At 27.7% G+C, this 24,434-nt stretch carries 25 protein-coding genes and 1 tRNA gene; 17 read left to right on the plus strand and 9 right to left on the minus strand.

Annotation, left to right across the window (positions count from 1 at the left end; all coding sequences use genetic code 11):
- Window positions 1-41 precede the first annotated feature (41 nt).
- The 3 genes from bcp to B4H69_RS02165 all read left to right on the plus strand — a co-directional run bounded on the left by bcp (window position 42) and on the right by B4H69_RS02165 (window position 2,242).
- Window positions 42-497, plus strand: coding sequence for a thioredoxin-dependent thiol peroxidase (gene bcp, locus B4H69_RS02155; protein WP_115002189.1), 456 nt, complete (start codon window positions 42-44; stop codon window positions 495-497).
- Between the two features lie 11 nt (window positions 498-508).
- The gene (gene recA, locus B4H69_RS02160; RefSeq protein ID WP_180905425.1) at window positions 509-1,570 is read left to right on the plus strand and encodes a recombinase RecA; all 1,062 of its coding nucleotides are present in this window, start codon (window positions 509-511) and stop codon (window positions 1,568-1,570) included.
- 87 nt (window positions 1,571-1,657) lie between these two features.
- Complete coding sequence (locus tag B4H69_RS02165) at window positions 1,658-2,242, plus strand: hypothetical protein (RefSeq protein ID WP_180905424.1); 585 nt, start codon at window positions 1,658-1,660, stop codon at window positions 2,240-2,242.
- A 120-nt stretch (window positions 2,243-2,362) separates the two neighbouring features.
- On the opposite strand, the gene B4H69_RS02170 is transcribed toward B4H69_RS02165, so the two are convergent.
- Window positions 2,363-3,805, minus strand: coding sequence for a TonB-dependent receptor (locus B4H69_RS02170; RefSeq protein ID WP_291092558.1), 1,443 nt, complete (start codon window positions 3,803-3,805; stop codon window positions 2,363-2,365).
- Between the two features lie 42 nt (window positions 3,806-3,847).
- Between B4H69_RS02170 and B4H69_RS02175 the strand changes: the two genes are divergently transcribed.
- The 12 genes from B4H69_RS02175 to B4H69_RS02230 all read left to right on the plus strand — a co-directional run bounded on the left by B4H69_RS02175 (window position 3,848) and on the right by B4H69_RS02230 (window position 15,315).
- Complete coding sequence (locus B4H69_RS02175; RefSeq protein WP_291092559.1) at window positions 3,848-4,615, plus strand: MBL fold metallo-hydrolase; 768 nt, start codon at window positions 3,848-3,850, stop codon at window positions 4,613-4,615.
- A gap of 75 nt (window positions 4,616-4,690) precedes the next feature.
- Window positions 4,691-4,771: transfer RNA gene (locus B4H69_RS02180), tRNA-Leu, on the plus strand.
- Between the two features lie 130 nt (window positions 4,772-4,901).
- Window positions 4,902-5,528: a hypothetical protein gene (locus B4H69_RS02185; RefSeq protein ID WP_280046175.1), complete on the plus strand. Its 627-nt coding sequence runs from the start codon at window positions 4,902-4,904 to the stop codon at window positions 5,526-5,528.
- 141 nt (window positions 5,529-5,669) lie between these two features.
- Window positions 5,670-6,398, plus strand: coding sequence for a hypothetical protein (locus B4H69_RS02190; RefSeq protein WP_280046174.1), 729 nt, complete (start codon window positions 5,670-5,672; stop codon window positions 6,396-6,398).
- 144 nt (window positions 6,399-6,542) lie between these two features.
- Window positions 6,543-7,382 carry a hypothetical protein gene (locus B4H69_RS02195; protein ID WP_291092562.1) on the plus strand — a complete coding sequence of 280 codons (840 nt, stop codon included), beginning with the start codon at window positions 6,543-6,545 and terminating at the stop codon, window positions 7,380-7,382.
- A 249-nt stretch (window positions 7,383-7,631) separates the two neighbouring features.
- On the plus strand, window positions 7,632-8,336 hold the full coding sequence (locus B4H69_RS02200) for a hypothetical protein (protein ID WP_280046481.1): 705 nt from the start codon (window positions 7,632-7,634) through the stop codon (window positions 8,334-8,336).
- Window position 8,337: 1 nt separating this feature from the next.
- Window positions 8,338-8,763 (plus strand): hypothetical protein, encoded by a 426-nt coding sequence (locus B4H69_RS02205; RefSeq protein ID WP_280046484.1) that lies wholly within the window; start codon window positions 8,338-8,340, stop codon window positions 8,761-8,763.
- A gap of 245 nt (window positions 8,764-9,008) precedes the next feature.
- Complete coding sequence (locus B4H69_RS02210) at window positions 9,009-11,297, plus strand: McrB family protein (RefSeq protein ID WP_291092566.1); 2,289 nt, start codon at window positions 9,009-9,011, stop codon at window positions 11,295-11,297.
- A 17-nt stretch (window positions 11,298-11,314) separates the two neighbouring features.
- Window positions 11,315-11,701, plus strand: coding sequence for a hypothetical protein (locus tag B4H69_RS02215; protein WP_291092568.1), 387 nt, complete (start codon window positions 11,315-11,317; stop codon window positions 11,699-11,701).
- Window positions 11,698-12,987 (plus strand): McrC family protein, encoded by a 1,290-nt coding sequence (locus B4H69_RS02220; RefSeq protein ID WP_280046486.1) that lies wholly within the window; start codon window positions 11,698-11,700, stop codon window positions 12,985-12,987. Before B4H69_RS02215 ends, B4H69_RS02220 begins: the two co-directional genes overlap by 4 nt.
- 194 nt (window positions 12,988-13,181) lie before the next feature.
- Window positions 13,182-14,222 (plus strand): phospholipase D-like domain-containing protein, encoded by a 1,041-nt coding sequence (locus B4H69_RS02225; RefSeq protein WP_280046487.1) that lies wholly within the window; start codon window positions 13,182-13,184, stop codon window positions 14,220-14,222.
- A gap of 598 nt (window positions 14,223-14,820) precedes the next feature.
- Entirely contained in the window at window positions 14,821-15,315 is a 495-nt protein-coding gene (locus B4H69_RS02230; RefSeq protein ID WP_280046488.1) for a hypothetical protein, read from the plus strand.
- On the opposite strand, the gene B4H69_RS02235 is transcribed toward B4H69_RS02230, so the two are convergent.
- The 6 genes from B4H69_RS02235 to B4H69_RS02260 all read right to left on the minus strand — a co-directional run bounded on the left by B4H69_RS02235 (window position 15,312) and on the right by B4H69_RS02260 (window position 20,918).
- The gene (locus tag B4H69_RS02235) at window positions 15,312-15,887 is read right to left on the minus strand and encodes a BfmA/BtgA family mobilization protein (protein ID WP_280046489.1); all 576 of its coding nucleotides are present in this window, start codon (window positions 15,885-15,887) and stop codon (window positions 15,312-15,314) included. The two genes, B4H69_RS02230 and B4H69_RS02235, sit on opposite strands and share 4 nt — an antisense overlap.
- Window positions 15,888-16,136: 249 nt before the next feature.
- A complete protein-coding gene (locus tag B4H69_RS02240; RefSeq protein WP_280046491.1) occupies window positions 16,137-16,982 on the minus strand; it encodes a toprim domain-containing protein in 846 nt (281 codons plus the stop codon).
- A 197-nt stretch (window positions 16,983-17,179) separates the two neighbouring features.
- Window positions 17,180-18,433, minus strand: coding sequence for a primase-helicase family protein (locus tag B4H69_RS02245; protein ID WP_280046492.1), 1,254 nt, complete (start codon window positions 18,431-18,433; stop codon window positions 17,180-17,182).
- Window positions 18,434-18,564: 131 nt separating this feature from the next.
- Complete coding sequence (locus B4H69_RS02250) at window positions 18,565-18,858, minus strand: helix-turn-helix domain-containing protein (protein WP_280046494.1); 294 nt, start codon at window positions 18,856-18,858, stop codon at window positions 18,565-18,567.
- A 105-nt stretch (window positions 18,859-18,963) separates the two neighbouring features.
- The gene (locus B4H69_RS02255; protein ID WP_280046495.1) at window positions 18,964-20,136 is read right to left on the minus strand and encodes a hypothetical protein; all 1,173 of its coding nucleotides are present in this window, start codon (window positions 20,134-20,136) and stop codon (window positions 18,964-18,966) included.
- 2 nt (window positions 20,137-20,138) lie between these two features.
- Complete coding sequence (locus B4H69_RS02260; protein WP_280046497.1) at window positions 20,139-20,918, minus strand: site-specific integrase; 780 nt, start codon at window positions 20,916-20,918, stop codon at window positions 20,139-20,141.
- Window positions 20,919-21,042: 124 nt separating this feature from the next.
- Here B4H69_RS02260 and B4H69_RS02265 point away from each other — a divergent pair, with 124 nt between their 5' ends.
- Window positions 21,043-21,447 (plus strand): hypothetical protein, encoded by a 405-nt coding sequence (locus tag B4H69_RS02265; protein WP_280046498.1) that lies wholly within the window; start codon window positions 21,043-21,045, stop codon window positions 21,445-21,447.
- 274 nt (window positions 21,448-21,721) lie between these two features.
- Here the strand turns inward: B4H69_RS02265 and B4H69_RS02270 are convergent, their stop codons facing one another.
- Both B4H69_RS02270 and B4H69_RS02275 read right to left on the minus strand, forming a co-directional pair.
- Window positions 21,722-22,198, minus strand: a complete 477-nt coding sequence (locus tag B4H69_RS02270) for a DUF6046 domain-containing protein (RefSeq protein WP_291092575.1) — start codon at window positions 22,196-22,198, stop codon at window positions 21,722-21,724.
- 97 nt (window positions 22,199-22,295) lie between these two features.
- Window positions 22,296-22,562 (minus strand): hypothetical protein, encoded by a 267-nt coding sequence (locus B4H69_RS02275; protein WP_280046528.1) that lies wholly within the window; start codon window positions 22,560-22,562, stop codon window positions 22,296-22,298.
- A 356-nt stretch (window positions 22,563-22,918) separates the two neighbouring features.
- On the opposite strand from B4H69_RS02275, the gene B4H69_RS02280 reads away from it, so the two are divergent.
- Entirely contained in the window at window positions 22,919-24,397 is a 1,479-nt protein-coding gene (locus B4H69_RS02280; protein ID WP_280046529.1) for a glycosyltransferase family 2 protein, read from the plus strand.
- Window positions 24,398-24,434 lie beyond the last annotated feature (37 nt).

The following is a 24,434-nucleotide window of genomic DNA, read 5'->3' on the forward strand; positions in this document are numbered from 1 at the left end:
CAAGATTTAATCATTATTTTTACGAGAAGTTCTAAAGATAAATCAAGATGTTAAAAATAGGAGATAAAGTTCCAGATTTTAAAGGAATTGATCAAGATGGAAACGAAGTTTCATACCAAGATTTTGCAGGAAAAAAATTAGTCGTTTTCTTTTATCCAAAAGCAAGTACACCAGGTTGTACAGCCGAAGCATGTGATTTGCGCGATAACGAAAATGCGTTGAAAGCTCAAGGTTATCATTTGGTTGGAGTAAGTGCAGATTCTGTGAAAAGACAAAAGAATTTTGCAGAGAAAAATAATTTACCTTTTCCTTTGCTTGCAGATGAAAATCACGAAATTTTGAATGCTTTTGGGGTTTGGGGACCAAAGAAATTTATGGGACGCGAATTTGATGGAATTCATCGTACAACTTTCATCATTGATGAAAAAGGAGTGATTACAGATGTAATCGAAAAAGTGAAAACAAAAGAACACGCAAAACAAATTTTAGAAAAATAAAAAATAATATAATGAGCGATTTAGACAATAAAAAGAAAGCGTTACAGCTGATCTTAGATAAGATGGACAAAGCTTACGGGAAAGGAACTGTAATGCGTATGGGAGATTCGGCTGTTGATGATAAAATAGAAGTAATTCCTTCTGGATCTTTAGGATTAGATTTAGCGTTAGGAGTAGGAGGTTATCCTCGCGGACGTGTTATAGAAATCTACGGACCAGAATCTTCTGGTAAAACAACATTGACTTTACATGCTATTGCTGAAGCCCAAAAAGCTGGTGGTATCGCTGCTTTTATTGATGCAGAACATGCTTTTGACCGTTATTATGCTGCAAAATTAGGTGTCGATGTAGAAAACTTAATTATTTCTCAACCAGATAATGGTGAGCAAGCGTTAGAAATTGCAGATAACTTAATTCGTTCGGGAGCGATAGATATTATCGTAATTGACTCTGTTGCGGCTCTTACTCCAAAAGCGGAGATTGAAGGTGAAATGGGAGATTCTCGTATGGGATTACAAGCGCGTTTGATGTCGCAAGCTTTACGTAAATTGACAGGAACAATCAATAAAACGAAATGTACAGCAATTTTTATTAATCAATTACGTGAAAAAATTGGGGTAATGTTCGGTAATCCAGAAACAACAACTGGTGGTAATGCCTTAAAATTCTACGCATCTGTACGTTTGGATATCCGTCGTTCTACTCAAATCAAAAATGGAGATGAGGTAATCGGAAATCATTCGAAAGTAAAAGTGGTTAAAAATAAAGTTGCACCTCCATTCCGTCAAGCAGAATTTGATATTATGTACGGTGAAGGAATTTCTAAAGTTGGAGAAATTTTGGATATGGGTGTTGAGAAAGGAATTGTAAACAAATCTGGTTCTTGGTATTCATACAACGATAGCAAATTAGGACAAGGTCGAGATGCTGTAAAAGAAGTATTGAAAGATAATCCTGAATTGGCAGAAGAAATTGAAGCTAAAATTGTCGCATTAATCAAAGGTGAGCCAGTAGATGGAAAACCTTCTATTGATAATCCAGCTGACGAAGCAGAATTATTTGCTGAAGATTAATTCGAAAGAATTTTTATATAATGATTTTTAAGCTCTGAGGAAACTCAGAGCTTTTTTGTTATCTTTAAAATTCACTAATATTTATGTATGAGAAAAATATTTTTATTTGGTTGTATTTTATGCTTTTTTAATTCTTGTTACTCACCAAAATATGCATTAACAGATGTATTATTAAATCCAGATAAGAAATTAGTTCATCTTGACAAAACCTTTTTATTGGTTAAAAATAATTTTCCATTTAATGCTGTAAAATTTAATGAAAAGGTTGATAATGATTTCAAATCTCTTTTTGGTTCTCAATTATATCTTCAACAAAATTTTATAGATTTTGATGTAAATGATTTTAAATATCAATTGACGGAAGATGAATTAATTTTAATAAAAGAACAGACAAATAAAGATTATTTATTACTGTTGAAAACATTATTAAAGCCTGCTTATAAAAATGGTAAAAAAGATAATTCAATGAATAATAATCAGGTGAAAAGAGAGTATCATATTATTCTTGAAGCTTATGATTTACAAAATTTAGAAAAGATTTATGCGAAAGAATCAGGATCAATTTTAGAGTTTAAACATGAAGGAGTTTCGGCTTCTACTACTTCAGATGTTCAATTGGAAAAGACTTTTCAGCTTTTATTTAATGATTTTAAAAATTTTATCAATAAATAATGAGGTTATTAAAATAAAAAACCACTTCTGCAGAAGTGGTTTTTTATGTTGAATTTATTTCAACATCGCATATTGTTTATGATGAGAATCTGAAACGAGTTCAGATTGACATACTAGAATTTACTCCAAAATATATTTCAATTTGTAGCCAAACATTCCACGGTCTTTGATCATATCTGCAACACCTTCTGGACATTCGTTTTCCCAATCTTGTTCGGCATTGGCAATTTTTTCTAAAATTCGGCGCGAATAAGAATCTAAATAACCTCTGTTGTAATTCAAAATATCTTGAACTCTTCCGTTATACAAGAAATATTTGTACAATTCGTGCACGCTATCACTTACTTGTAGATTTTTCGACGTCAACAAAATATCTTTTTCTTTGTCTAAATATGGATACAGATAAACTTTTACATTTTTCTTGAATAATTTTCCGAAAGCTTCCATAATTCCGCCTGGTAAATCGGCATAGTATTGCTCATTGAAAATTTCGACCAAATTATTAACACCCATTGCTAAACCAACTTTGGTTTGATTTCGGGTGAATTTCGAGAAATAATCAACCAATTTATAATATTCAGAAAAATTAGAAATGATAACATTGTAACCTAAACTACCAATAATATCAGCGCGATCTAAGAAATCACGTTCATTCAATTCCCCTTCAAAACCAGAAGCAATCAAGTTAGAAAGTGTAATCTCAAATAAAATTTCGGTATTATCTGTTCGAACATCATCTTCCTGTTTGAAAATTTCTAAACCACCTTTGAACATATCCATATTTACATTCATAAAAGGACGGAAAGAGCCACGAACAGCGAAGATATTTTTCTTGTATAATAAATCGGCAGGTAAAATATTTTTTCCTTGTGGATTGAAAACCGCAACATCAGTCATTCCATTTTTAACCAATTGAAGCGACATCAAACGATTATCAACATATTTGAATTGTGGACCACGAAAGTTAATCATGTCAATTTCTAACTGATCTTTATCCAATGTATCGTACAAAGATTTGATTAATTTTCGAGGATTATCGTAGTAATAATAAGCACCGTAAATCAAATTAACACCCAAAACACCTAAAGTTTCTTGTTGCAATTGAGCTGTATTTTCTTTGAATTTTACGTGAAAAATAATTTCGTTTGCTTTTTCTTCTTCTGCATTCAATTTGAAACGTAAACCAATCCAACCTTGACCTTCATTTTTCTTCGAATAATCAATTGTTGTCACTGTATTTGCATACGTAAAAAATGCTTTTTCTTTGTAGTGATCGTGTATTAGACGCTCTTTCATCAATTCCATCTCATGATCCAGCATTTTTTTAAGGCGAGCTTGTGTCACATAACGACGATTTTCTTCTACACCATATATCGAATCGGACATTTCTTTGTCATAAGCACTCATCGCTTTTGCAACAGTACCCGAAGCAGCACCTGCGCGATAAAAAAAACGAACGGTCTCTTGACCTGCTCCAATTTCTGCAAAAGAACCGTATATTTTCGGATTCAAATTGATCTCTAAAGCTTTTTGTTTAGGAGTAAGAACTTGTTCTAATGCCATATTTTAATTTCAAATAGTTTGTGGTAAATTTACCAAATCATTATGGCTAAATCAAATATAAAAATACATTTTTTAGGAACTGGGACTTCGCAAGGAATTCCGATTATTGGTAGCGATCATCCAGTGTGTTTGTCAACAAATCAAAAAGATAAACGTTTGCGTTCTTCTTTGTTGTTAGAAAAAGATGGAAAGGTTGTTACGATAGATAGTGGACCAGATTTTAGACAACAAATGTTGCGTTATAATGCGCAAAGGTTAGATGGAATCCTGTATACACACGAGCATAATGATCATGTTTTAGGATTGGATGATATTCGACCATTGGTTTTCAAATCGGGAGAAGATATGAATGTCTATGGGTTGAAGAGAGTTTTGGATGAATTACATAATCGATTTCCATATATGTTTGCTGAACATAAATATCCTGGAGTGCCAACGGTGATTGAGAATGTTATAGAAGAAGATAAATTTTCGGTTGCTGGATTTACGATTGAACCAATAAAAATTTTGCATGGACCTTTGCCTATTTTAGGCTATTTGATTGATGATAAAGTTGCTTATTTAACGGATGTAAAAACGATCCCAACAGAATCGCTAGAAAAATTAAGAGGAGTAGATGTTTTAATCATTAGTGCGCTACGAGTAGAACAAGAACATTTTTCGCATATATTATTAGATGAAGCAATACGATACTCGGATTTGATAGGTGCAAAGCAGACTTATTTTACACATATTTCGCATCATTTGGGATTTCATGATGAAGTAGAGGAAAAATTACCAAAAGGTAAACATTTGGCTTACGATACGTAAGAAATAATTCTGTAAAAAGTTTAAAAAATAGTTGGAAAAATAAATAAACTAACATTATATTTGCAGTCCATAAAGGCTCGGATGGCGGAATTGGTAGACGCGCACGACTCAAACTCGTGTTCCTTTGGAGTGTGGGTTCGATTCCCACTCCGAGTACTGAAAAATCCCTTAAGTAATTGTACTTAAGGGATTTATTTTTTTATGGGTGGCGAAAAAGGTGGCAAACAAAAATAATAGTTATTAAACAATAATATGTATATTAGTGTTTAATAACTATTATTGTAATATGGATTTGCAGAATAAAATTGAACTTATTTCTAAATTATCTCCTATAATAACTTTGGTTTTGTCTTCATTAATAATTGCTCCAATTAGTAATGTAGCAAAGACTTTTAATAATAGAAGATCTAGAAAAATTGATAATACAAAAGAAATAGAATTTCTACTTGATAAACTTGATGATAATTTTAAAAATAATTTTGTATTAAAAGATTTTAAAGAAAATTACTTTTTTCTACAAACAGGAATTGAAACAAATGAAAAATCTATAGATAGTTTTATCAAATTAAAGGATAATTTAAAAGGCAATTATACTTGGAAGAAAATCAAATTAGCAATGCCATATTTTAAATTTGAGAATGAGCTAATTACAATAAATATAAAACCAATTTTAAAATATTTTGCAATATTTACTTCAATTATTTCAATATTATTTTTTCTAATAGCTTTTACGATTATCTTTTATTTTACAAGTGAATTTCAATATTTTTCAATGAAAGATTTTTTTAAATTATTTATACTTGTATTTATGCCATTAGCTTGCGGATATTATTTACTTAAAGTAATATCGCCTTTAATTATGGCTATAGCAATGGAAAAAAGATTGATTAAATATAAACTATCATCAACTTAGTTAATAATCAAAAATTAAAGTTTCCATTGTAATACCTTTTTGTATTTCTTTTATTTGTAATATAATTAATAAAAGTCAGAAAATCTTACTTTCTAGTCTATATTAGTAGATTTTATGTAAAATTAAAAATTTTAATATCAAATGTATTTAAACTTTAATGAAGTTTTAGATTTAATAAAAGTAATAGGGGTTTGGAATTTTTTTTCTATAATTACATTCCTATTAGGTACAGTTTTTACAATTTATACGTATTTTAAATCTTTTTATAGATTGGTTTATTCATGTCAATCAGTGTGTGAAACATGTTTTAAAACTGAAGATTGGGAGAATATATCTAACTTAAAAAGAACTCGTATCATTTTTAAAAATAATGGAAGAAAAACAATAACTTCTAATGAATTAAAAAATATTAAAATTATAGGTAAAAATATTAACGCATTTAAATTTATTGGCATAAAAAAAATAGATTATAGAATTACCAATAGTAAATTACAATTGAAATTAGATTATTTAGATGCTAATGATTTTTTTGTAATAGAATTTCAGCATATTGGAGATATTAAAGTAAAAGGTCGTATATCTGAAACCGGAAAATTTTTAAATACAGAAACTAAAAGTTGGTTAATTTTAAATTTTATATTAGTTGTCTATTCTTTAATATCTATGGCTGTTATTCCGTTAATTTCCATGTTTATTTTAGAAGACTATGATAAAGTTGTTTCAAGAGCTTTGATAAACGTGATAATCATATATCTTATTTACACAATTACTAGATATTTACATAAGGTTTTTTTTATTTCTGATAGTATTGTTGATAAATATCTAAGGACAAAATCTAAATGGAATAACGAATTCAAAAATTCTTTATGATTTTAAGTTAACAAAAATTGGTATTAATGGAGGGAGTTTTATATCCTTCATTTTCAGTATCAGTTTAGATAAGAAAAAGAGTTAAGTTTTCTTGACATGTAACTACCATAAATATCCTATTAGAAACTTTAAATAAAATATACTTTGAGAAAAAAAGATAATATTTTAAAAATTTTTAAAGAAAATTTAAGTGTAATTCTAATATCTATATATTTAATTAGTTTTACTAACTTTTTTATTTTTTACAAAAGTTTTAATATACCTATATTTTCATATATAAATATCAATGATTTCCTATTTTATACATTAGAATATGTATTCTTAGTTTTTTCTACAATTATAGTAGTTAACTCAGTTTTACTTATTGTATATACAATTTTATTTATCTTATATGAAAAAACAACTCTATTAATAAGGAAAAAATATTTTTATTATAAAAACAATAAGCATATTAAATATTTATTTAATAAAAAATTTAAAGAATATTATCCAAATTTTGTAATGACAATTCTATTTGTAGGGATTTTTTTAATAGGATTTTTACCTTCTAAATCAATTACTCTACCAGCATTCTTTATATACATAATGTATATATTAAACAAATATGATAACGATCAAAAAATGATCAATTTTTTTATAGCATTTGTGTATGTAATAATATTTATATCTACATTTATTAGTAACCTGTTTGATACAATTGATAAAAGAATTCATAAAGATGATTCCAATTTAATGATAGTATATGAAAATAGTTTTTACTTAACGAATAAAGAATCGGGGTGTATTAATTATTTAGGAGAAACTTCTACAAATATATTTTTATATGATATTGAAAATAAAAAATCAATAATTTTATTTAAAGATAAAGTTGAATCAATAAATATTAATAATGAAAATTATATATTTAAATTGATTGATTATATTCAAAAGAATGAATCTATAAGAGAATTTTATAAAGTATATTTTGATAAATCAAATCTTTAATATGAATGTTAATATAATTTCTAAAATGACGAAAATCTAGAGATTAAAAAGAAATAATTAACTTTAACTTTTTAATTATACGAAATACAGATAAATAGATTTTTTACTAAACTATATAATAATTTACTTTGTAAAAAATAAGATGTAGCTCAATTCGAAGCGGAGCGAAGAATTGAGCTACATCACTCGAATTACGTACATCATAGGATTTGTGATAGGCGATATTATATAAAAAATATAACCAATAAAATGAAGCTAATAGTAGAATCAAACAATTTTTTATATTATAAAAATTCTGAATACAAAAAGTTTAAAATCGAATTAAATGGAACTTTAATTTATAATTCAGAGAATAATATATCCGTTACAATTGATCAAGAGTCAAAAATATTTTTTAAACAATTAAATCAGCTACATTCTTTTTGTGAAGAAATAAGAGGAAAATCTAAAGAAGAGATACTTTATTATATTTTAAAAAATAATATAGAAAAATCTAATAATTTAATTAAGACCATCGAGAATTTTAATGAAGTCTCTCTTAATACTTTTAAATCTATTTTCCTTTTGTACCATTGGTTAGAAATTCCTTTAATTAATCAAAATGAATCTGACATTGATAAAACACTTTATAATGATTTCGTAATAGATTGGACTTTCAGACCTGAATCTCAAAAAGATATTTACTTAATTAAGAAAGAATATATAAAATCTGACAATTTTGAATACCTTAATCATTTAAAAAAAATTAATTTATTATCCGAATTTAGGATTGAACCATATATAGGTCAGCAATTGTTAGCTTTTTTTATTCCTTTAAATCAACCAGGGGTTTCTAAGGCGTTATTTGATTTTAAAGATTCTAATGGTGTCATTAGAAGTTCATATTCTTTATGGAAATCAATTTTAAAAGACAGAGATACAAGAATTAGTAACTGGATAAATAATAGATTTTAAAATGGAATATTATAACAAAGAAATCTTTTTTTTGTTTATAGGTGCTATTTTTTCAATACTTCTACCTGTTGTTTTGATAATAGGTAAACAAGGGCATAAAAGACAAGAAAAGAGAGCAGAGTTAGAAAAAAATAACACTGTTGGTAATATTGACCAATGGCTAAATGATTCTTATGAATATAAACAATCTAATTTTTTTCAATTGATGACTGAATGGAATCTGCAACCTTTATTTATTGTATCAATTACAAATCTTATAGAAAATTCAAATTTCCTTAATGTTTCAGTTACTTTCATTTTAATATTATTAATAATTTTGCACGAATTATGGGTATCTAAAAGATATTCAAGTAATGGTTATTATCAGCTTTTGTCTGTCATTATTTGGATTTCAACATATCTCATTTTGGTCAATAAAATTGCCTAACAAAAGTTTGGCGCAATTGCGGGTTAAGTGATAATTGAAAGTTTCGGCTTTCTATATCGCAAAAAGCCAATTACATTGACTTTTTTTCTTAAATTTATTCAATGAATTGGCTTTTTGCTTACAGTGTCGCTAAAATTGAAATTTTTCGCTTCAATTTCCGCCACAGACGCCAAGACCCGAAACGTTAGCGGTCAGGCTAAAAGACAGCACACCAAAGACAATTCAACAAATAAAGAAAAAGAAAAATGGCAAATACCTTTCTGACAAGAATTAGTAAACTTGAACAATACAACTCAATAAACAAGACAGTTCTTTGGGAAGATGGAATAGAAAGTAGGTGGACTAATGTTTACGGACAATTACAACTTAACGACAATGCAATTTTTATCGCAGCAAACAAATTATTAATTGGAACTGTTACACAAATCAACCCAAGACAAAGCATTCTTTGTTCAAATATTCAGGAAGTATTTTGCTCTAATGACCAATTTTTACAATTACACGAAATTTATCCCGAACAAATTTCAAGAGTAAAAGCTAACTTTCAGCCCTTTATTCACCCACAACAAATAGACATTTCAAAACTTATAAGCGATGCCAACGCAAAGCGTTTTGTTAGTTATTACATTCTTGCAAATACTGAAAAGTATGAAGAATTAAAACCTATTCTTAAACCGAACGACAGAATTGTTCTAATCAATTCAAACGATACATTTGACAATATACAACTACAATCAACAACGGGTTTAATTCCTTTTCAAAATGTTTCAATTAGCGTTCAAGGACTTTCGCTTCAAGAAGTTTTAGAACTAAATCAAGCTGTAAAAAGAAAAAGTAAAAGGTCTAACAACGTTACCAGAGTTCAAGAAGTTATTAAAACAACCTCTGAAAATGGCGTTTACAAATTCAAAACATTCTTTTCGTACTATGATTTTCTATACAATAAGTTGGTTTATAAAAATTCACCAACAATCTCAAACTCTAAAATCAAATTAAATACAAATGAAACCGTTTTTAAGGTTTCAATGAGTGGTAAGGATATTAATGAAGAAGCATTCAACTATCTAATTGAAAACAATTTGGTAATTGTTCACAGGGATACACCAGCCAAAGGAACTTCTTATCAAACACAAGGCGATACATTTGCCAATCAAATGAAAATAGGCGACTATTTTTATCTATGCAGAGGAAATAGTAATCTTGAAGTAATTGGAAGAATAACAAGCAATATAGAAGAGTGTGAGTTTGGCGATTTAGGTGATGATGGTTGGTTGCAACGTTCATATGAAATTGTCGCAGAAGCTGAAAAAGAAGGTTCATATCAAGACGAAAAAAAATGGTGGACACCAAATGACAACTCTACTTGTATTGTAATCCCTAAAAACGAAATTGCTAATGCAAACAAAAAGATATTCATTCCGTTTTTTCAAACAGAATTTGAATACGAAAAAATAAATCCAGAAAACATCACAGAAATAATATCAAACACCAATATGGCTTCAACCTTAAATCAAATTCTGTTTGGTCCACCAGGTACGGGCAAAACGTACAACACAATCAATAAAGCGATTGGAATAGCTAATCCTTCTTTTGATTTAAGTCAGTCACGGAGTGAAATAAAAAAGGAATTTGACCGATTGATGAAAGAAGAACAAATTGTGTTTACTACTTTTCATCAAAGTATGAATTATGAAGATTTTATTGAAGGTATAAAACCCATAGAACCCGAAAAAGAAGGCGACCCAATTAGTTATCAAATAGAATACGGAATTTTTAGAAATCTCTGTATTGAGGCTTCTTTTGCGATTGCCCAATTAAGAGAAAACAAAACGACCGAAGAAGTTTTAGACTTTTCTATTCTTTACGACACATTTGCAGAAAGTGTTGAAGAAAAATTATTAAAAGGAGAACAAGTAGAATTAGACACAAAAACGGGTGGAACTGTATTAGTTGACAGCATTTCTCAAAAAGGAAATTTTGTAATAAAACACCACGATGGAACAAGGACTTACACCGTTTCTAAAGCAAGATTGACAAAATTACAATCGGCAATTAAAAACCTTGACGATGTAAGTAACATAAATGACCAATTTCGTGAAGTAATTGGAGGAAGTAATTCTTCGGCTTATTGGTCAGTTTTGAATGCAATAAGAAAAGAAAAACGTACACAGTCAACAAATAAAGAAACAAGAACATACACATTCAGCGACAAAAAAGAAGTTGTTTCTTCACTTACTAAATCTGATTATGTCAATAAAAACGGTAAACCGTTTGTTTTAATCATTGATGAAATTAATCGTGGTAACGTTTCTCAAATTTTCGGAGAGTTGATTACGTTGATTGAAGATGATAAACGATTAGGGAAAGATGAAGCGTTAGAAGTTACATTGCCATATAGTAAAGAAAAATTTGGCGTTCCGCCAAACCTCTTTATTATCGGCACAATGAACACAGCAGACCGAAGCGTGGAAGCGTTAGACACAGCTTTAAGAAGGCGTTTTAGTTTTGAAGAAATGCCACCAAACCCGAATTAATTAAACAAGAAGGTAAATTGGAAAATGGCGTTTTAGAAAACATTGAATTGGATTTCTTGCTAAACACTATCAACAGACGAATTGAAAAATTGCTGGATAAAGACCACCAAATTGGTCATAGTTATTTTATATCAGTTGCAAACTTTACAGATTTAAAATCTGTATTTAAAAATAAAATCGTTCCGTTGTTGCAAGAATATTTCTTTGGCGATTATGGAAAAATCGGTTTAATCATTGGTAAAGGGTTCTTCGATCCAATAGAAAATGACGAAAATATTTTCGCTGACTTTTCCGAATATGATGCTTCAGATTTTACAGAAAGAAATATTTTTAGAATTAAAGACATCGGTAAAATGGACGAAATAGTTTTTGCAAATGCTCTTAATGCTTTATTGAATAAATGAGCTTCAAAAACAAACACATAACCGTATTTGAACATCAATCCGTTAAACTTAATCAAGTAATTGACGGCATTGAGTTTAATGGTTCAATGCTAAAGGTATTGCAATCATATTTTGGTGAAAATGGAGTTCCCTATTATTCATTAATTCATAATGGCGTTAGGTTTAATGAATATGTTGGAGTAATTCAAATTGGCGAAACTATAATTGAAGTATTGCCAAAAGCTGACAATTCTCAAAAAGGTGCAGATGAGAAAAAGAAATGGCGTGATATTTTAATTGATATGCTTTTTGCTGTTGGAATTTTTGAAATCCACGCCCCAAGTAGCAGTTCTCTTAAAGTAAAACATAACTCTATATTAGATTTATATTTTGAGATTTTAATTAAAGAAGTTGAATATCTTCTGCATAATGGACTTGTAAAACAGTATCGCAAAAAAGAAGGAAACGTTTCGGCTTTGAAAGGTAGTATCCAATTTGGCAAACACATTCAGCAAAATATAATACATCAAGAAAGATTTTATGTAAGCTACACGACATACGATGTTGAACATAAATTACATTTTATCATTTTCAAGACATTAAAACTTCTCAAACAGATAAACACAAATAACCAATTGCATAGTCGTATTGGTGCGTTGTTGTTACATTTTCCTGAAATGCCAGACATTAAAGTAAGTGAAACGACTTTTGAAAAAATAACTTTCAATAGAAAAATACAGACATACAAAAATGCAATAGAAGTATCAAAATTATTATTACTTCAATATCATCCTGATGTTAGAAATGGCAGAAATAATATTTTGGCATTAATGTTTGATATGAACAAACTTTGGGAACAATTTGTATTTGTAAGTTTGAGAAAGCACAAATCTATTGACACAACAATCACAGCTCAGATATCTAAATATTTTTGGAAACCAGAGACAGGTAATCGTTCAAAAATAAAACCTGACATTGTAATCAATAAAAATACGGACAACTGTATTGTTTTAGACACGAAATGGAAAAACTTGAATGGTTACAATCCTTCGTCAGACGATTTGAGACAAATGTATGTTTATCACGAATATTTTTTAGCTAAACGAGTTGCTTTAATTTATCCAAGTACAGACAATTCAAAATCATCAGGAATATTTTTAGATCCGACCACAAATAAAGAATTAGACAAAGAATGTAGTGTTTTATCTCTTGCAGTTGAACCAAAAATTAGAATTTGGCAAAAGAATATTTATGACGCATTTAACGAATGGCTTGAAATTGAAAAAACAACGACTTCGACAATATGAAAAGTAAAACGATAGACAGAAAAATCCCGAACCCCTAACAAAGGTTTTGTAAAATGGCGAGGTTAAGTCTAAATAGAAAATTTTAGGCTTCGTAATCCGCAAAAGCCAATAAAATTTGCTTTTGCTACGTGCCGTCTGAATCGAAACTTTAGTCTTCGATTTTTCGCAAAGTACAGAAAAGTTATCTGCAATTTATGCAAGCATACCTGACAAACATAGAAAAAGTTATTATTGACAATATTTTAAAAGCAAAGAAATCAATTTTCATTTCAGTTGCTTGGTTTACCAATAAAAATATCATTGAAGAATTAATTAGAATTAAAAGAATAAACAATTCAATAGAAATTAAAATTCTCGTAGATGATAATGAGATCAATCAGAAATATTTTTTTGACACTTATAAATCAATATTTTCAGAAATAGGAATTATTATTGAAAAACTTAAAATAAAAAAATTTAACCATAACAAGGTAGCTATAATTGATAAGTCTATTATTATAACTGGTTCTTATAATTTTACGAATAAAGCAAAAAGAAATCTTGAAAATATTGTAGTAGCTCAAAATAAAAAGATGGCCAAATTTTATCTTCGAACATTTTCATTTTTAACTAATGAAAACTACGTTGATGAAAATATACAACTACTCATTAAAAACTTTGATTTTGCTAATAGAATAATTTCTACTTACTACCGTTTCTCAAAACAATTATTAAACAAAATTGAAGATAAGATTCTAATAGGACATTGTTTTACTTATCCAAATGGTTTGTATGATGAAATTATATATCAACCAGGAATAATTTTTAATCCTACCTTTAAATATCACAAAAAATTAAATAATTACATTAAGCGAAAGAAAAATAATAAAATTACAATTGAAGATCAAAATTCTGAATATAACCAAGAATTTGAACTTCCAATTAATAAAGAACTTATCACATCTTTTATACTAAATGAAATAAAGAACTTTAATTATCAAACTGAACGTAAAGAAGTTAAATCCATTGATGAAATAGACTTTGATTCATTAATGGATTTAGCAGATAAGAATGAAAATGCATTAAAAAAATATTATACAAATAAATTTGAAACAACATTTACTAAAAAACAATTAGAAAAAATAATAAGTTCAGATATTAATCTAATAATTGAAGATTACATTTGGATTAATAATTTTGAGCCATTTATTAATGATAGCATTGTAGAAAAAATTTATAATCTAAATTGCAGATAACAAGGGTAACGAACAATAATATAAATAGTATAAAAAAACAGCCTCTTTAAAAGCGATTTTAAGGAGGTTTATTATTTTAAATTACTATTGAACTATAAAATTTGGATAGCTTAAAATAAATATTTTAAGTCCAAAATGAATTTGTTTTAGTAAAGCGCAGGTATTTCTTCAAGTTGTAGGGTAAACTTGACATCACTACATGTTTATTTGCTTGTGATATTTTTCTGTTATTGATTCGTTTTAGGTTAAATAAATTAATCAACGTTCCTAAAACTGGTTCTATTATAACGGCTTGAAAAAAAACAGCGGATTAAGAGGGAATTGAAAGTTTCTCTTTTTTTTTTGATCAATTTTTATATTCTCGTATATCATAATTTTCTAAATAGTTATATTTACATCATTAAAATAATAATTACGTACGCGTAAGCTGTCGGAATTTGGTTACAGAAAACTCGGAATCTTCTTTAAACCTAAAATCTTCGATAGGCTTACGCCCATGTCTATATATGGCGCGGGCGAAGGTCTTTCTGGGTTTAGGGTATCCGAGTACCTCTGTAACGGATTGATTGTAGTTTCGCGCTTTTTTATCTTCATTAGCATGGAAAACGATTCAACAAAACTTGCAAAGAATAAAGCTTTAAGGTCAATAATCAATTTATTTCTGTTTGATAAATTTGACACTCCTAAATTTGAAATTATAGAAGGTTTTATGATGACTTCTATTTCTGATAGGTTAATAGAGTTCTTTCAAGTAGAAGATACTAATCCGTTTTTTGACTACTTAAATAATAGGCTTTTGAATGAATTGTCCGAAGATGAAAAATTCTCTATCTTACAATTTATACCTTTGAAATACGAGTTCAACTTAGCAATGTTGATGAATTTTAAAATTAATCAAGAATCACATAACACAGTTATTTCTGAATTATATAAAAATGTCTATACTGATAAACAAACTCATCCTTTATTTGAGATATTTCTTCTAGACCTATTAGACTTTGAAGAATTCCAAGTCTACCAAATGCAATATATTACGAAAGATTGGTACGAAAAAACGTTGATAAGTCAATTCAAAAAAATGGTGTTACATTAATTTGTTAAATTTTCATATTCCGATTTTGATAATTCGATGATATATTTAGCTTCTCCAAAGGTTGATTTTTTAATCTGAAATCGTTTATATAGTGAATGATATTTATTATTAGAATCTTGTATTTCGGTAGTTTTTTCTGAGATTATCACGTTCAATCTTTTTATTTGATTTTGTAAAGCTTCGAGTTTCTTATCATCGTTTTTTGAATTTGTTTCACTACTTTCTTCAAGAATTTTTTGTTTAAATTCTTCTTCATGTAAGAGCAATAATTTATGAAGATTTAAATTCATTTTTTTTAAGAATTCACTTTCTATTCGTCCTATAAAACTTCTTAAAGATTTATCTCTTGCTTCAAATTTTGAAGTTAATTTAATAATATTATCATTCAAATTTTTTTCAATTTTTGTTGAAGGAGTTATGTTGTTTTGTTTAAAAAACTCACACATTGATACAATTAACTCATCATAAGTATTTGTATTAAATCTTCTTTTTGTTCTTTCTAAAAGAACTTTTACATTTTCTGAAATTTTAAGATTCTTATACGATTTTGGAGCATTTTTCTTATTATCCATTTCTAAAGTCTTTATATAAAAAGGTTAAGTATGTAAATTTTGATAACTATTATCCATAAAAGTAATTAGTAGTTATCCATTATAATTAATTATAATATGTTGATTATTATTGTTTTAAATAATTTATTATCCATTCCGTAAGAAATAATTCATTTTTAAAATGCTATATTACAGGAGTTTATATAAGTATTGCGATTTGTCGCAGTACCCTCTTGCTTATATTCATAAGCAATTATTAATAAACTTCTTTCAATACGATTTTATAATGAATTCATTCAAATCTTTATAGGTTTTATAGAAATTTGAATCATCTTTTACTTTATTTTTTAATTCCGTTTCTAAAAATTTTGTTGCAGATTTTCCCGCGTTATCATGATCTAAATAAGTCTGAATAGTTTCATATTTATTTATCAATTCTATATTCTTTCGAAGTAAAGCGATAGAATTTAGAATTAGAAAATCAGAATTTATTTGCTCTGGAAATAAAAAAAGATAACTGATAAAATCGCTCCAACTTTCAAAAATTTTAAGTTGATTTTGATTATTTTTAATCAAAGAAATATCTTTTTTAACCAAACACATTTTTACATATTTGTTTCGAATTTCGAATCCATTTTGATTATTTGGAAAGGCTATTGCGTAATATTTTTTATCTTTTAATTTGTAATGAATTTCTTTACAATATCGTTTTACAATTTCCAAAGGCAATTTTCTTTCTTCCAAATACTGAATCAAAGGAAACGATGAAATTTCTTTCAATTCTAAAATTTCATATTCATTTTTTGTTTGATCTTTTTCAAATTGAAAATCATTTTGCTTTTGAAAAGAAAAAGAATTATCGTTGAATTTTTGAATGATTTCTTTAATAGAAAGTTTTTCAAGTTTGGAAATTAAATCAATTAAAGTTCCTCCAGAACCTTCTCCAAAATCATAAAAACGATTAGTTGAATTATCAACTTTAAATGAAGCTGTTTTTTCATTTCTGAATGGACTTAAAAACCAAAAAATATTCTGTTTACTACTTATTGGATAAATGTCTTTTTGAGCTAAATAATCAATCATTCTTATTTTTTCATTTATAGTTTTACAATTCATTTCCTGTGCAGTTAAGATTTTACAAAATTTTTGATATTTGATGAGAATATAATTTATTTATAAGATATACAATTACTTATGTTGTCATCAACTTGTCATCATTCATCAAATTTTGTCATCGTTTAAAAAAACCTCTCATCAAACTAAAATTTGATGACGGGTTGATGAGAAGTTTGATGAGAGTATTTTATTGATATTTAATTAATTATAAGACTCTCATCACTCTCATCAAAAAAATGACGTATTTCGCTGAAAATAATTTTATAGTATCTTCCTAATCGGTCAATTTTTACGAATTCACCATGTGGTAAAAGTTCAAATCCTTCATATTTATATGTATTATCGGTAGGAGTTAAACCAAAACCTTTTAGAATGTTTCGAGCTTCTTTTGGAGCTATTGCATTTCGTCCATGGATCTTTTTTGAAATTGACTGAAAATCCATAGGAGCAATTAATATTTCATCTGTATTGAAGTTTTCTTGAATTTCATATAAAACATCATATACTTTACTTTTAGCTTCTTCATTTTCAAAATCCATTAATCTTGCCAATGCTTTTGTACGAATTTGCTCTGGAGTAAACCACATACGAGTTTGTTTCGGAGTTGAATATGAAATTCGAATCAAATAGTTTAAAAAGAAAGGAATTTCCTTGTATAAATGTTTATCAAACTCAGGATTTTTAATAATTGAAGGGATTTTTCGAACCCAAAATCGAGTTTCTTTCTTATCGATTTTGATAAAGTTCTTTTCAAAGTTGGAAGTCATTACAAATTTGTAGAATGATTCGACTTCTTCTTTATCTTTTCCTTTGCTTTCAATCTTGTTTCGATCTGCTGTACTAAGGAATTTAATACGTTCTGTTACTTGTTGATTATCTGTAATAATTTCATCAACCAAAACTAAAAGTTTACCATTTAAATCCGAATTGAAGTTGTTTATAAACGAATCTGCATTAATAAAAGTGGCATTGAAAGAGAAAATTTTTCGAAGCCATTTCAGAAATGTACTTTTTCCTGTCTCACGCTCTGAGGAAACTAATACAAGAACAGGAAGAATTTGTGTTGGATTCTCTAGTAAGATTTTCAGATAGTCTAAACCTAATAAATATTGCTCTCCGAATATATGTTTGATATATTGAAAAGTATAAGGAATCTTTGATTGTAATTCTTGTAAATCGATTTCTGATTCAATTTCGATATCATAATCTAAAGGATGGTAAATATTATAGAAATCTCCAATTTCACGCTCATAATTGATGTGTTGAGGAATACAGCAAAATCCGTAATACTTTTTGATCGTGGATATATAATCTTTACCAAGATCATTTACAATGGTTTCTTTGTTCCAAGAAATCATGATTTTCTCAGTGTCTTTTGAGATTGTAGGACGTTCAATTATAGCAAAATATGACGTGCCCACTCGAATAAATTCGGCAGAATCTAAGTTCATAATAAATTGTTTGATTAAATGTTATGTCTTATTTTTGCCATAGGATTATAGCAAAACATAACGTAGGTTATTTGTATAAATGAGAGTTTAATGTGGGATTAAACTCTTTTTTATTTCAAAGCATTTGAGTTTCATTTTTTATTAAATAGATTTCTATTCTTCTGAGCAATTTCAATTAATTCTTTTTTGCTGTAAAAAATTGATCGTTGAACTTGATAAAACGGAACAAGTCCTTTCTTTTTCCAATCAATAAGCGTAACAACACTAATATTAAGTAGTCTTGCAGCTTCTTTTTGAGTAAGTCTGTCATCATCTGGAATGTCCTTTGTGGTTTCAGAAATATCTATTTTTCTTAATCGTTCAATAACTATTTCTACAATAGCTTCTAAATCTTTCTTTGAATGTGTGTACAATAAGTTTGACATATTTAATCGTATTTAAATTATACTTTGATTTCGATATGTCAAACTTAAAACTAATTGTTGTTCACGTTTTTACTAATTAATTTCGTAAATATAAAGAATTGTTGTTTAGTTATTTACGTGTGTTTGTTTTTTGAATTTCGTTAAGATGTTATCAACGTTTTTAGTTAGTTTTGGTGTGAGTTTTTGGTAAGTGATTGATTTTATAGTACTTATTCTTTTGTTAGAATCAGTGACTATTGAATCATTTTTTATAATTAAATCTAGAGTCCTTATCAAATCAATATTAAATAAATTAATCATTGTTTTGTCTTGTAAGTATCTCATAGACATAATGAAAAGCTTTGAGTTTTCGGAATTAATAAAATTTAATTTAGTAATATTTGAATTATAACTAAAATCACATTCAATATTTGTTGTAAATAAATTTCCTACAAATGACTTAAGTTCTTCTTTGTTATCATTAGTTAATTTAACGTTTAAAACTTTAATAGAGATATTTTCTAAAATCTCATAAAACTGAGTTTTTGAAATACGTTTTAATTCAATTTGTTTTATCTCCTTTAATATTGATTTTTGATGTTCTATTTCATTTATTGACTCTTGTTTTTTAATATCTTCTAAAAAATTAATAACAAATTTATCGTCATAATGTAAGCCTTTATCTGAATCAAAATTTAAGTTCTCTAGGTTTGTAAGTTCGTGAATGAATCTTGATATAGTTTCATTTGAAACATCTTCAAGTTTATTAGTGTTGATAAGGAAATCTTTTACGATTTTAATTAAACTACTTCTATATATTGTATAGAATAATTGTCCTGTAGTTCTGTTCCCTTTCGAGTTAATAAAATAATCATTAAACCTTTCAAAAGTAATGTTCTCTTTTAATTTTGAAATGAATTCATTATTGAAGCTCAATAGAAAGTTATCAATTTTTTTATTTGATTCGATTTCTAATTCATTGCTATTGATTTTGTCTGATATTAGTTTGTTAAACGTTTCGTGATAACAGATTTTATTCTTCTCCAACGAATAGTAATCATATGATTTTGAATCTAAATTGTAAGTCAAATAATTAAAATCATTTATTTTATATGTTTTATAAGCCCCAAATATGCAAGTGGACATAAAAATTAGTAAAACAATTTTGTTCTCTATCTCTTTTCCGCCAATAAATAGCAAAATCAAGAATGCTATGAAAAATAAAATATATGCAATGATTAATCTTTTCTTATTGCAGAAAAGGGAGTTTGTGATTAGTTTGTAGTAAAATGTAGCCATAATTATTTTATTTTATCCCAAGTGTTCTCCATTTCGTTTTTCTTTAATTCCTCAGAAATATTTACATATTTTCTAAAGCTTTCTTCTTTTTTATGTCCTGTTATTTTTTTCAATACAGAAATGTTCATTCCCATAATTACAGAATTGGTAACAAAGGTTTTTCGTGCAGTATGACTTGTGATTAATTTATGTTTTGGGACAATATCATCAATCCTTTTTTGACCAGAATATCTTGTAATAGAAACAGGTGTGTTAATTTGTGCAATTTCACAAGCTTCCTTAATGTATTCATTGAATTTTTGAGATGATATTACAGGTAACGGGTAATAAATGGTGTTTTCGTATCGCTCTAAAATTTGTTTTGCAAATTGATTCAATGGAACAATGTGATCGATTGTTTTTGTTTTTTGAATGTTCAATTTAATATGGTCTTCAAGAATGTTAGCCCTATTTAAATTATAAGCATCAGAGAATCTCAAACCTGTGAAGCAAGAAAAACAATAAACATCTCTTACATGAGAATGCTTTGTTTTTTCAAATTCGAAATTTAATAAATGAAATAGTTCGTCTTTCGTTAGATAAATTACCTCGATTTCATTTTCTGTTGTTTTGAACTTTTTGAAAGAGGTATTTTTATGATAATCTCTTTCTTCTGCCCAACGCATAAAGGTTTTGAAAATATCAATATGTTTACTGAAAGTATTGTTTAGACTTTTCTTTATTTCAAAAGCATAATCCCTAATTCGTTCGAAAAAATGAATATCAATAGTTTCAAAACTCATATTTTAAACCGTTTTTTAAAAAAAGGTTTAAACATCAAACAATTTTAAATTTTATTATTTTTGATAAATAAATTTATTTAAATAATATTTTAATAAAACTTGAGTTAATAATAAAACTTTTAATATGAATAATAATTTAATTAAAACAATCTTTTTTTTCTTAATCATTTCTATAAACTCATATGGACAAAATGTAAAAATTAAAAAAGATATAGCCTATGTTAATGATAAAGAATATTTGAAATTCGAGAATTGCGGTGCGTTTAGTGATACTTGTTCAATAAAAAATTTGAATAATGAGGAAATTATTTTTATTACTGTTTATAAAGTCCCAAGAGACACGAGGTATACCTATGATAAGGTTAAATTTTTAGGATTTGATAAAACAATTGAAAGTAGGGAATCAAGAAAAGATTTAGTTAAAATATTTTATATAAACAATATTGTTGACGAAAACGGAAACCTTAATGAAGATTCAGTTAATAAAGTAGTTGAAAAATACGGCAATGATATTTCGATAAAAGATTAAAAACTAAAATAAACCTCATCATTTCGATTTGAAAGATGAGGTTTGTTTTTGAAATTATATTTTTTCTCGCAATTTGTCTAATAGTTCCATTTCTGCAACTGGTATTAATTGTCTTTGGATTTCCAGTAATTTAATAACATCGAATAAATCATCTGTTAATAACATATTTTCCTCTTTTGCATAAAGGTAATTCATACAAACATTTGTAATGTTTTTAATTGTCCAACTTAAATCGGAATAGCTATCAAACTCAATAGGTACTATAAACTTTTCTTTATCGTCTGTATTCTTTTACAACAACTGAACTAATTTTAAACATTTGCAAAAAGTCAGACGCTATATTTATAGATTCTTTCATTTCTAAAAGTTCTATAAATTTTTCTACTTTATCTTTAGGGTAAACAAATCTACTCTCATTATCTTCATTCCCTAAATAATTATCTAAACCAACATCTAAAGTAATTTGAAAATCATCGTGTGAAACCATTTCTTTTACTGTGCCGTCCATTCCAGTAATAGGGGTTGTTACAATTACTTTAGGGCGGTTTACTGTCAAAATACAGTCCTTTAGTTCAAACTCGATTGTTTTATTAGATTTATCTTTTTGCGTTTCGGTGCATTTTAATAATATATTATCTCTTATAGGAGTTCCGTAATAGGCTTTAGAATTAAAATCGGGGTTTCCGTTTTGTCCTACAACTTCGGAAACAGAAAGGGGCTTATTTGTATTTACACCAAATCGGAATGCCATATTTACGGCATTAGTACGGGCGAATTGTTCGCTGTTTGATGTCTGTATTTTTATTGGAAATTCCATAATTTAATTAAAATTGAGTTGATTAATTTTGTTAAAAAGTAGCTTCGTTTTCATAAAACTCAGGAAGTTTGTAATGTGTATTATCCAGCCATCCACCATTTGACCAATCAATTTTATGCAAATAATTATTCTTCGTTGTTATGGTTAATTGATATGTCTTTGTTGACTTATTCGTTTTAACCTTGATATTTGCACAATACTTTCCATCTTCAATAAGATCATTTATGTTGTGAAAATCTGAAGACGACGAACAACTATAAATTATAGTAAAGCAAAAAAGTAAAACTATATTTTTCATAATCTTTCTATTTAATCTTCGCTTAACAATCTATTGATATTCTGTTAAGCTTTGAGTTTTATTTGCTGCATACATTTGCAGTAACAAAATCCTCATGTGTTAATTTATATCATTTCTCAAAATTACTTCTCTTTTCGGGAAGTTTTTTTGTTTTTATTAAGAAATCAGATTAAAATGTAACATACTATACGTCTAATTTTTAATTAGAATACATATTGAAATTTTATTAAGAATCAGTCGTTTATAAGTATTTAATTTTTAATAAAGATTTAACTTCTTGAGTTTTATATTAACGTTAGGTGGCATAGTAGTTGTCATTTTACTCAGTTTTTAATTAAAACTTTAAAATTACTCAGATGACTACTATAGATTCAAAAAACAATCTGGCAAACACGACTTTGTTATCCACCACGGAGCATAAGACAGTGTTAAAGGTTATTCGATCGGATGAACAAGAAAAAAAGTCTTTACGAAATAAATTCATAGAGAGAATTTCTAAAAACTGCCTTACAAAGAAAGATTATCTAGTTATTGCTACAACTTTTGTGATTATGCTAACTTCTATTCTTTTTTTGTTTATTTACCAAAATGAATTTCTACAATGGCACAGCACAAAATTATCTACCTGGTGGGGTGTTATTATTTATAGCCTTGGATTGGCACTTCTTATTGTTAAAACTTCCTTTCTTTTTTATTTAGGCTATTTATTCATAAAATATAAACCGGTCAAAAATGTTGCTGATGCAGATTTACCAACTTGTACCATTATTGTTCCGGCATATAATGAAGGAAAATTAGTATATGATACTTTGTTGAGTTTGGCTGATAGTAATTATCCACCCGAAAAATTAGAGATTTTAGCCGTTGATGATGGGAGTAAAGATGATACATGGAAATGGCTTCTTGAAGCGAAGAAAGTTTTAGGCGATCGCGTTACACTTTTTCAACAGCTAAAAAATATGGGAAAACGTCATGCATTATATAAAGGTTTCAAAATTGGAAAAGGTGATGTTTTTGTGACGGTTGATAGTGATTCTATTGTTGATGAATCTACGCTTAGAAACTTGGTAAGTCCTTTTGTAGTGAACGAAAATTGTGGTGCTGTCGCTGGTAATGTTCGTGTATTGAATAAAGAAAAAGGTTTGATTCCAAAAATGTTGAGTGTTAGTTTTACATTCAGTTTTGAGTTTGTTCGATCTGCTCAAAGTGCGTTAGGTTCTGTGTTTTGTACACCTGGAGCGTTAGCGGCTTACAGAAAAGATGTTGTACATAATTGTTTGGAAGAATGGATAAATCAATCTTTTTTAGGGCAACCAAGTACAATCGGTGAGGATAGAGCTTTGACAAATATGATTTTGAAGCAAGGTAAACATGTCTATTTTCAGAAAAATGCAATGGTTTATACCAATACTCCAGAGCGTTATAAGAATTTATACAAAATGTTTATTCGTTGGGAGAGAAGTAATGTTCGTGAGAATATTATGATGACAAAATTTGCTTTCACCAACTTTAGAGAAGGTTCTACAGCAGGAACTCGTATAATTCTGATGATGCAATGGATAAAATTAATCATGGCAATTCCATTATTTTTAATTTTAATCTTTTTTGTTGCAACACATCCAATTTTATTCATCACAAGTACATTGTCTGGTGTTTTAGTTTTTTCAAGTATTCAGATGATTTTTTATGCGAAAAAATATAATTTTAACGAAGCTTTATTAGCATACGTTTACAGTATTTTCTATATGTTCACGCTTTTTTGGATTACGCCTTATGCTATTGTAACAGCAGGAAGAAGTGGTTGGCTAACGAGAGAATTACCTCAGACAACTTAAAATTTTAAATATTAATTCATACAAAAACTTCTCTCAT

It is taken from the genome of Empedobacter sp. UBA6745 (assembly GCF_002453775.1).
GTDB classification, from domain to species: Bacteria; Bacteroidota; Bacteroidia; order Flavobacteriales; family Weeksellaceae; genus Empedobacter; species Empedobacter falsenii_C.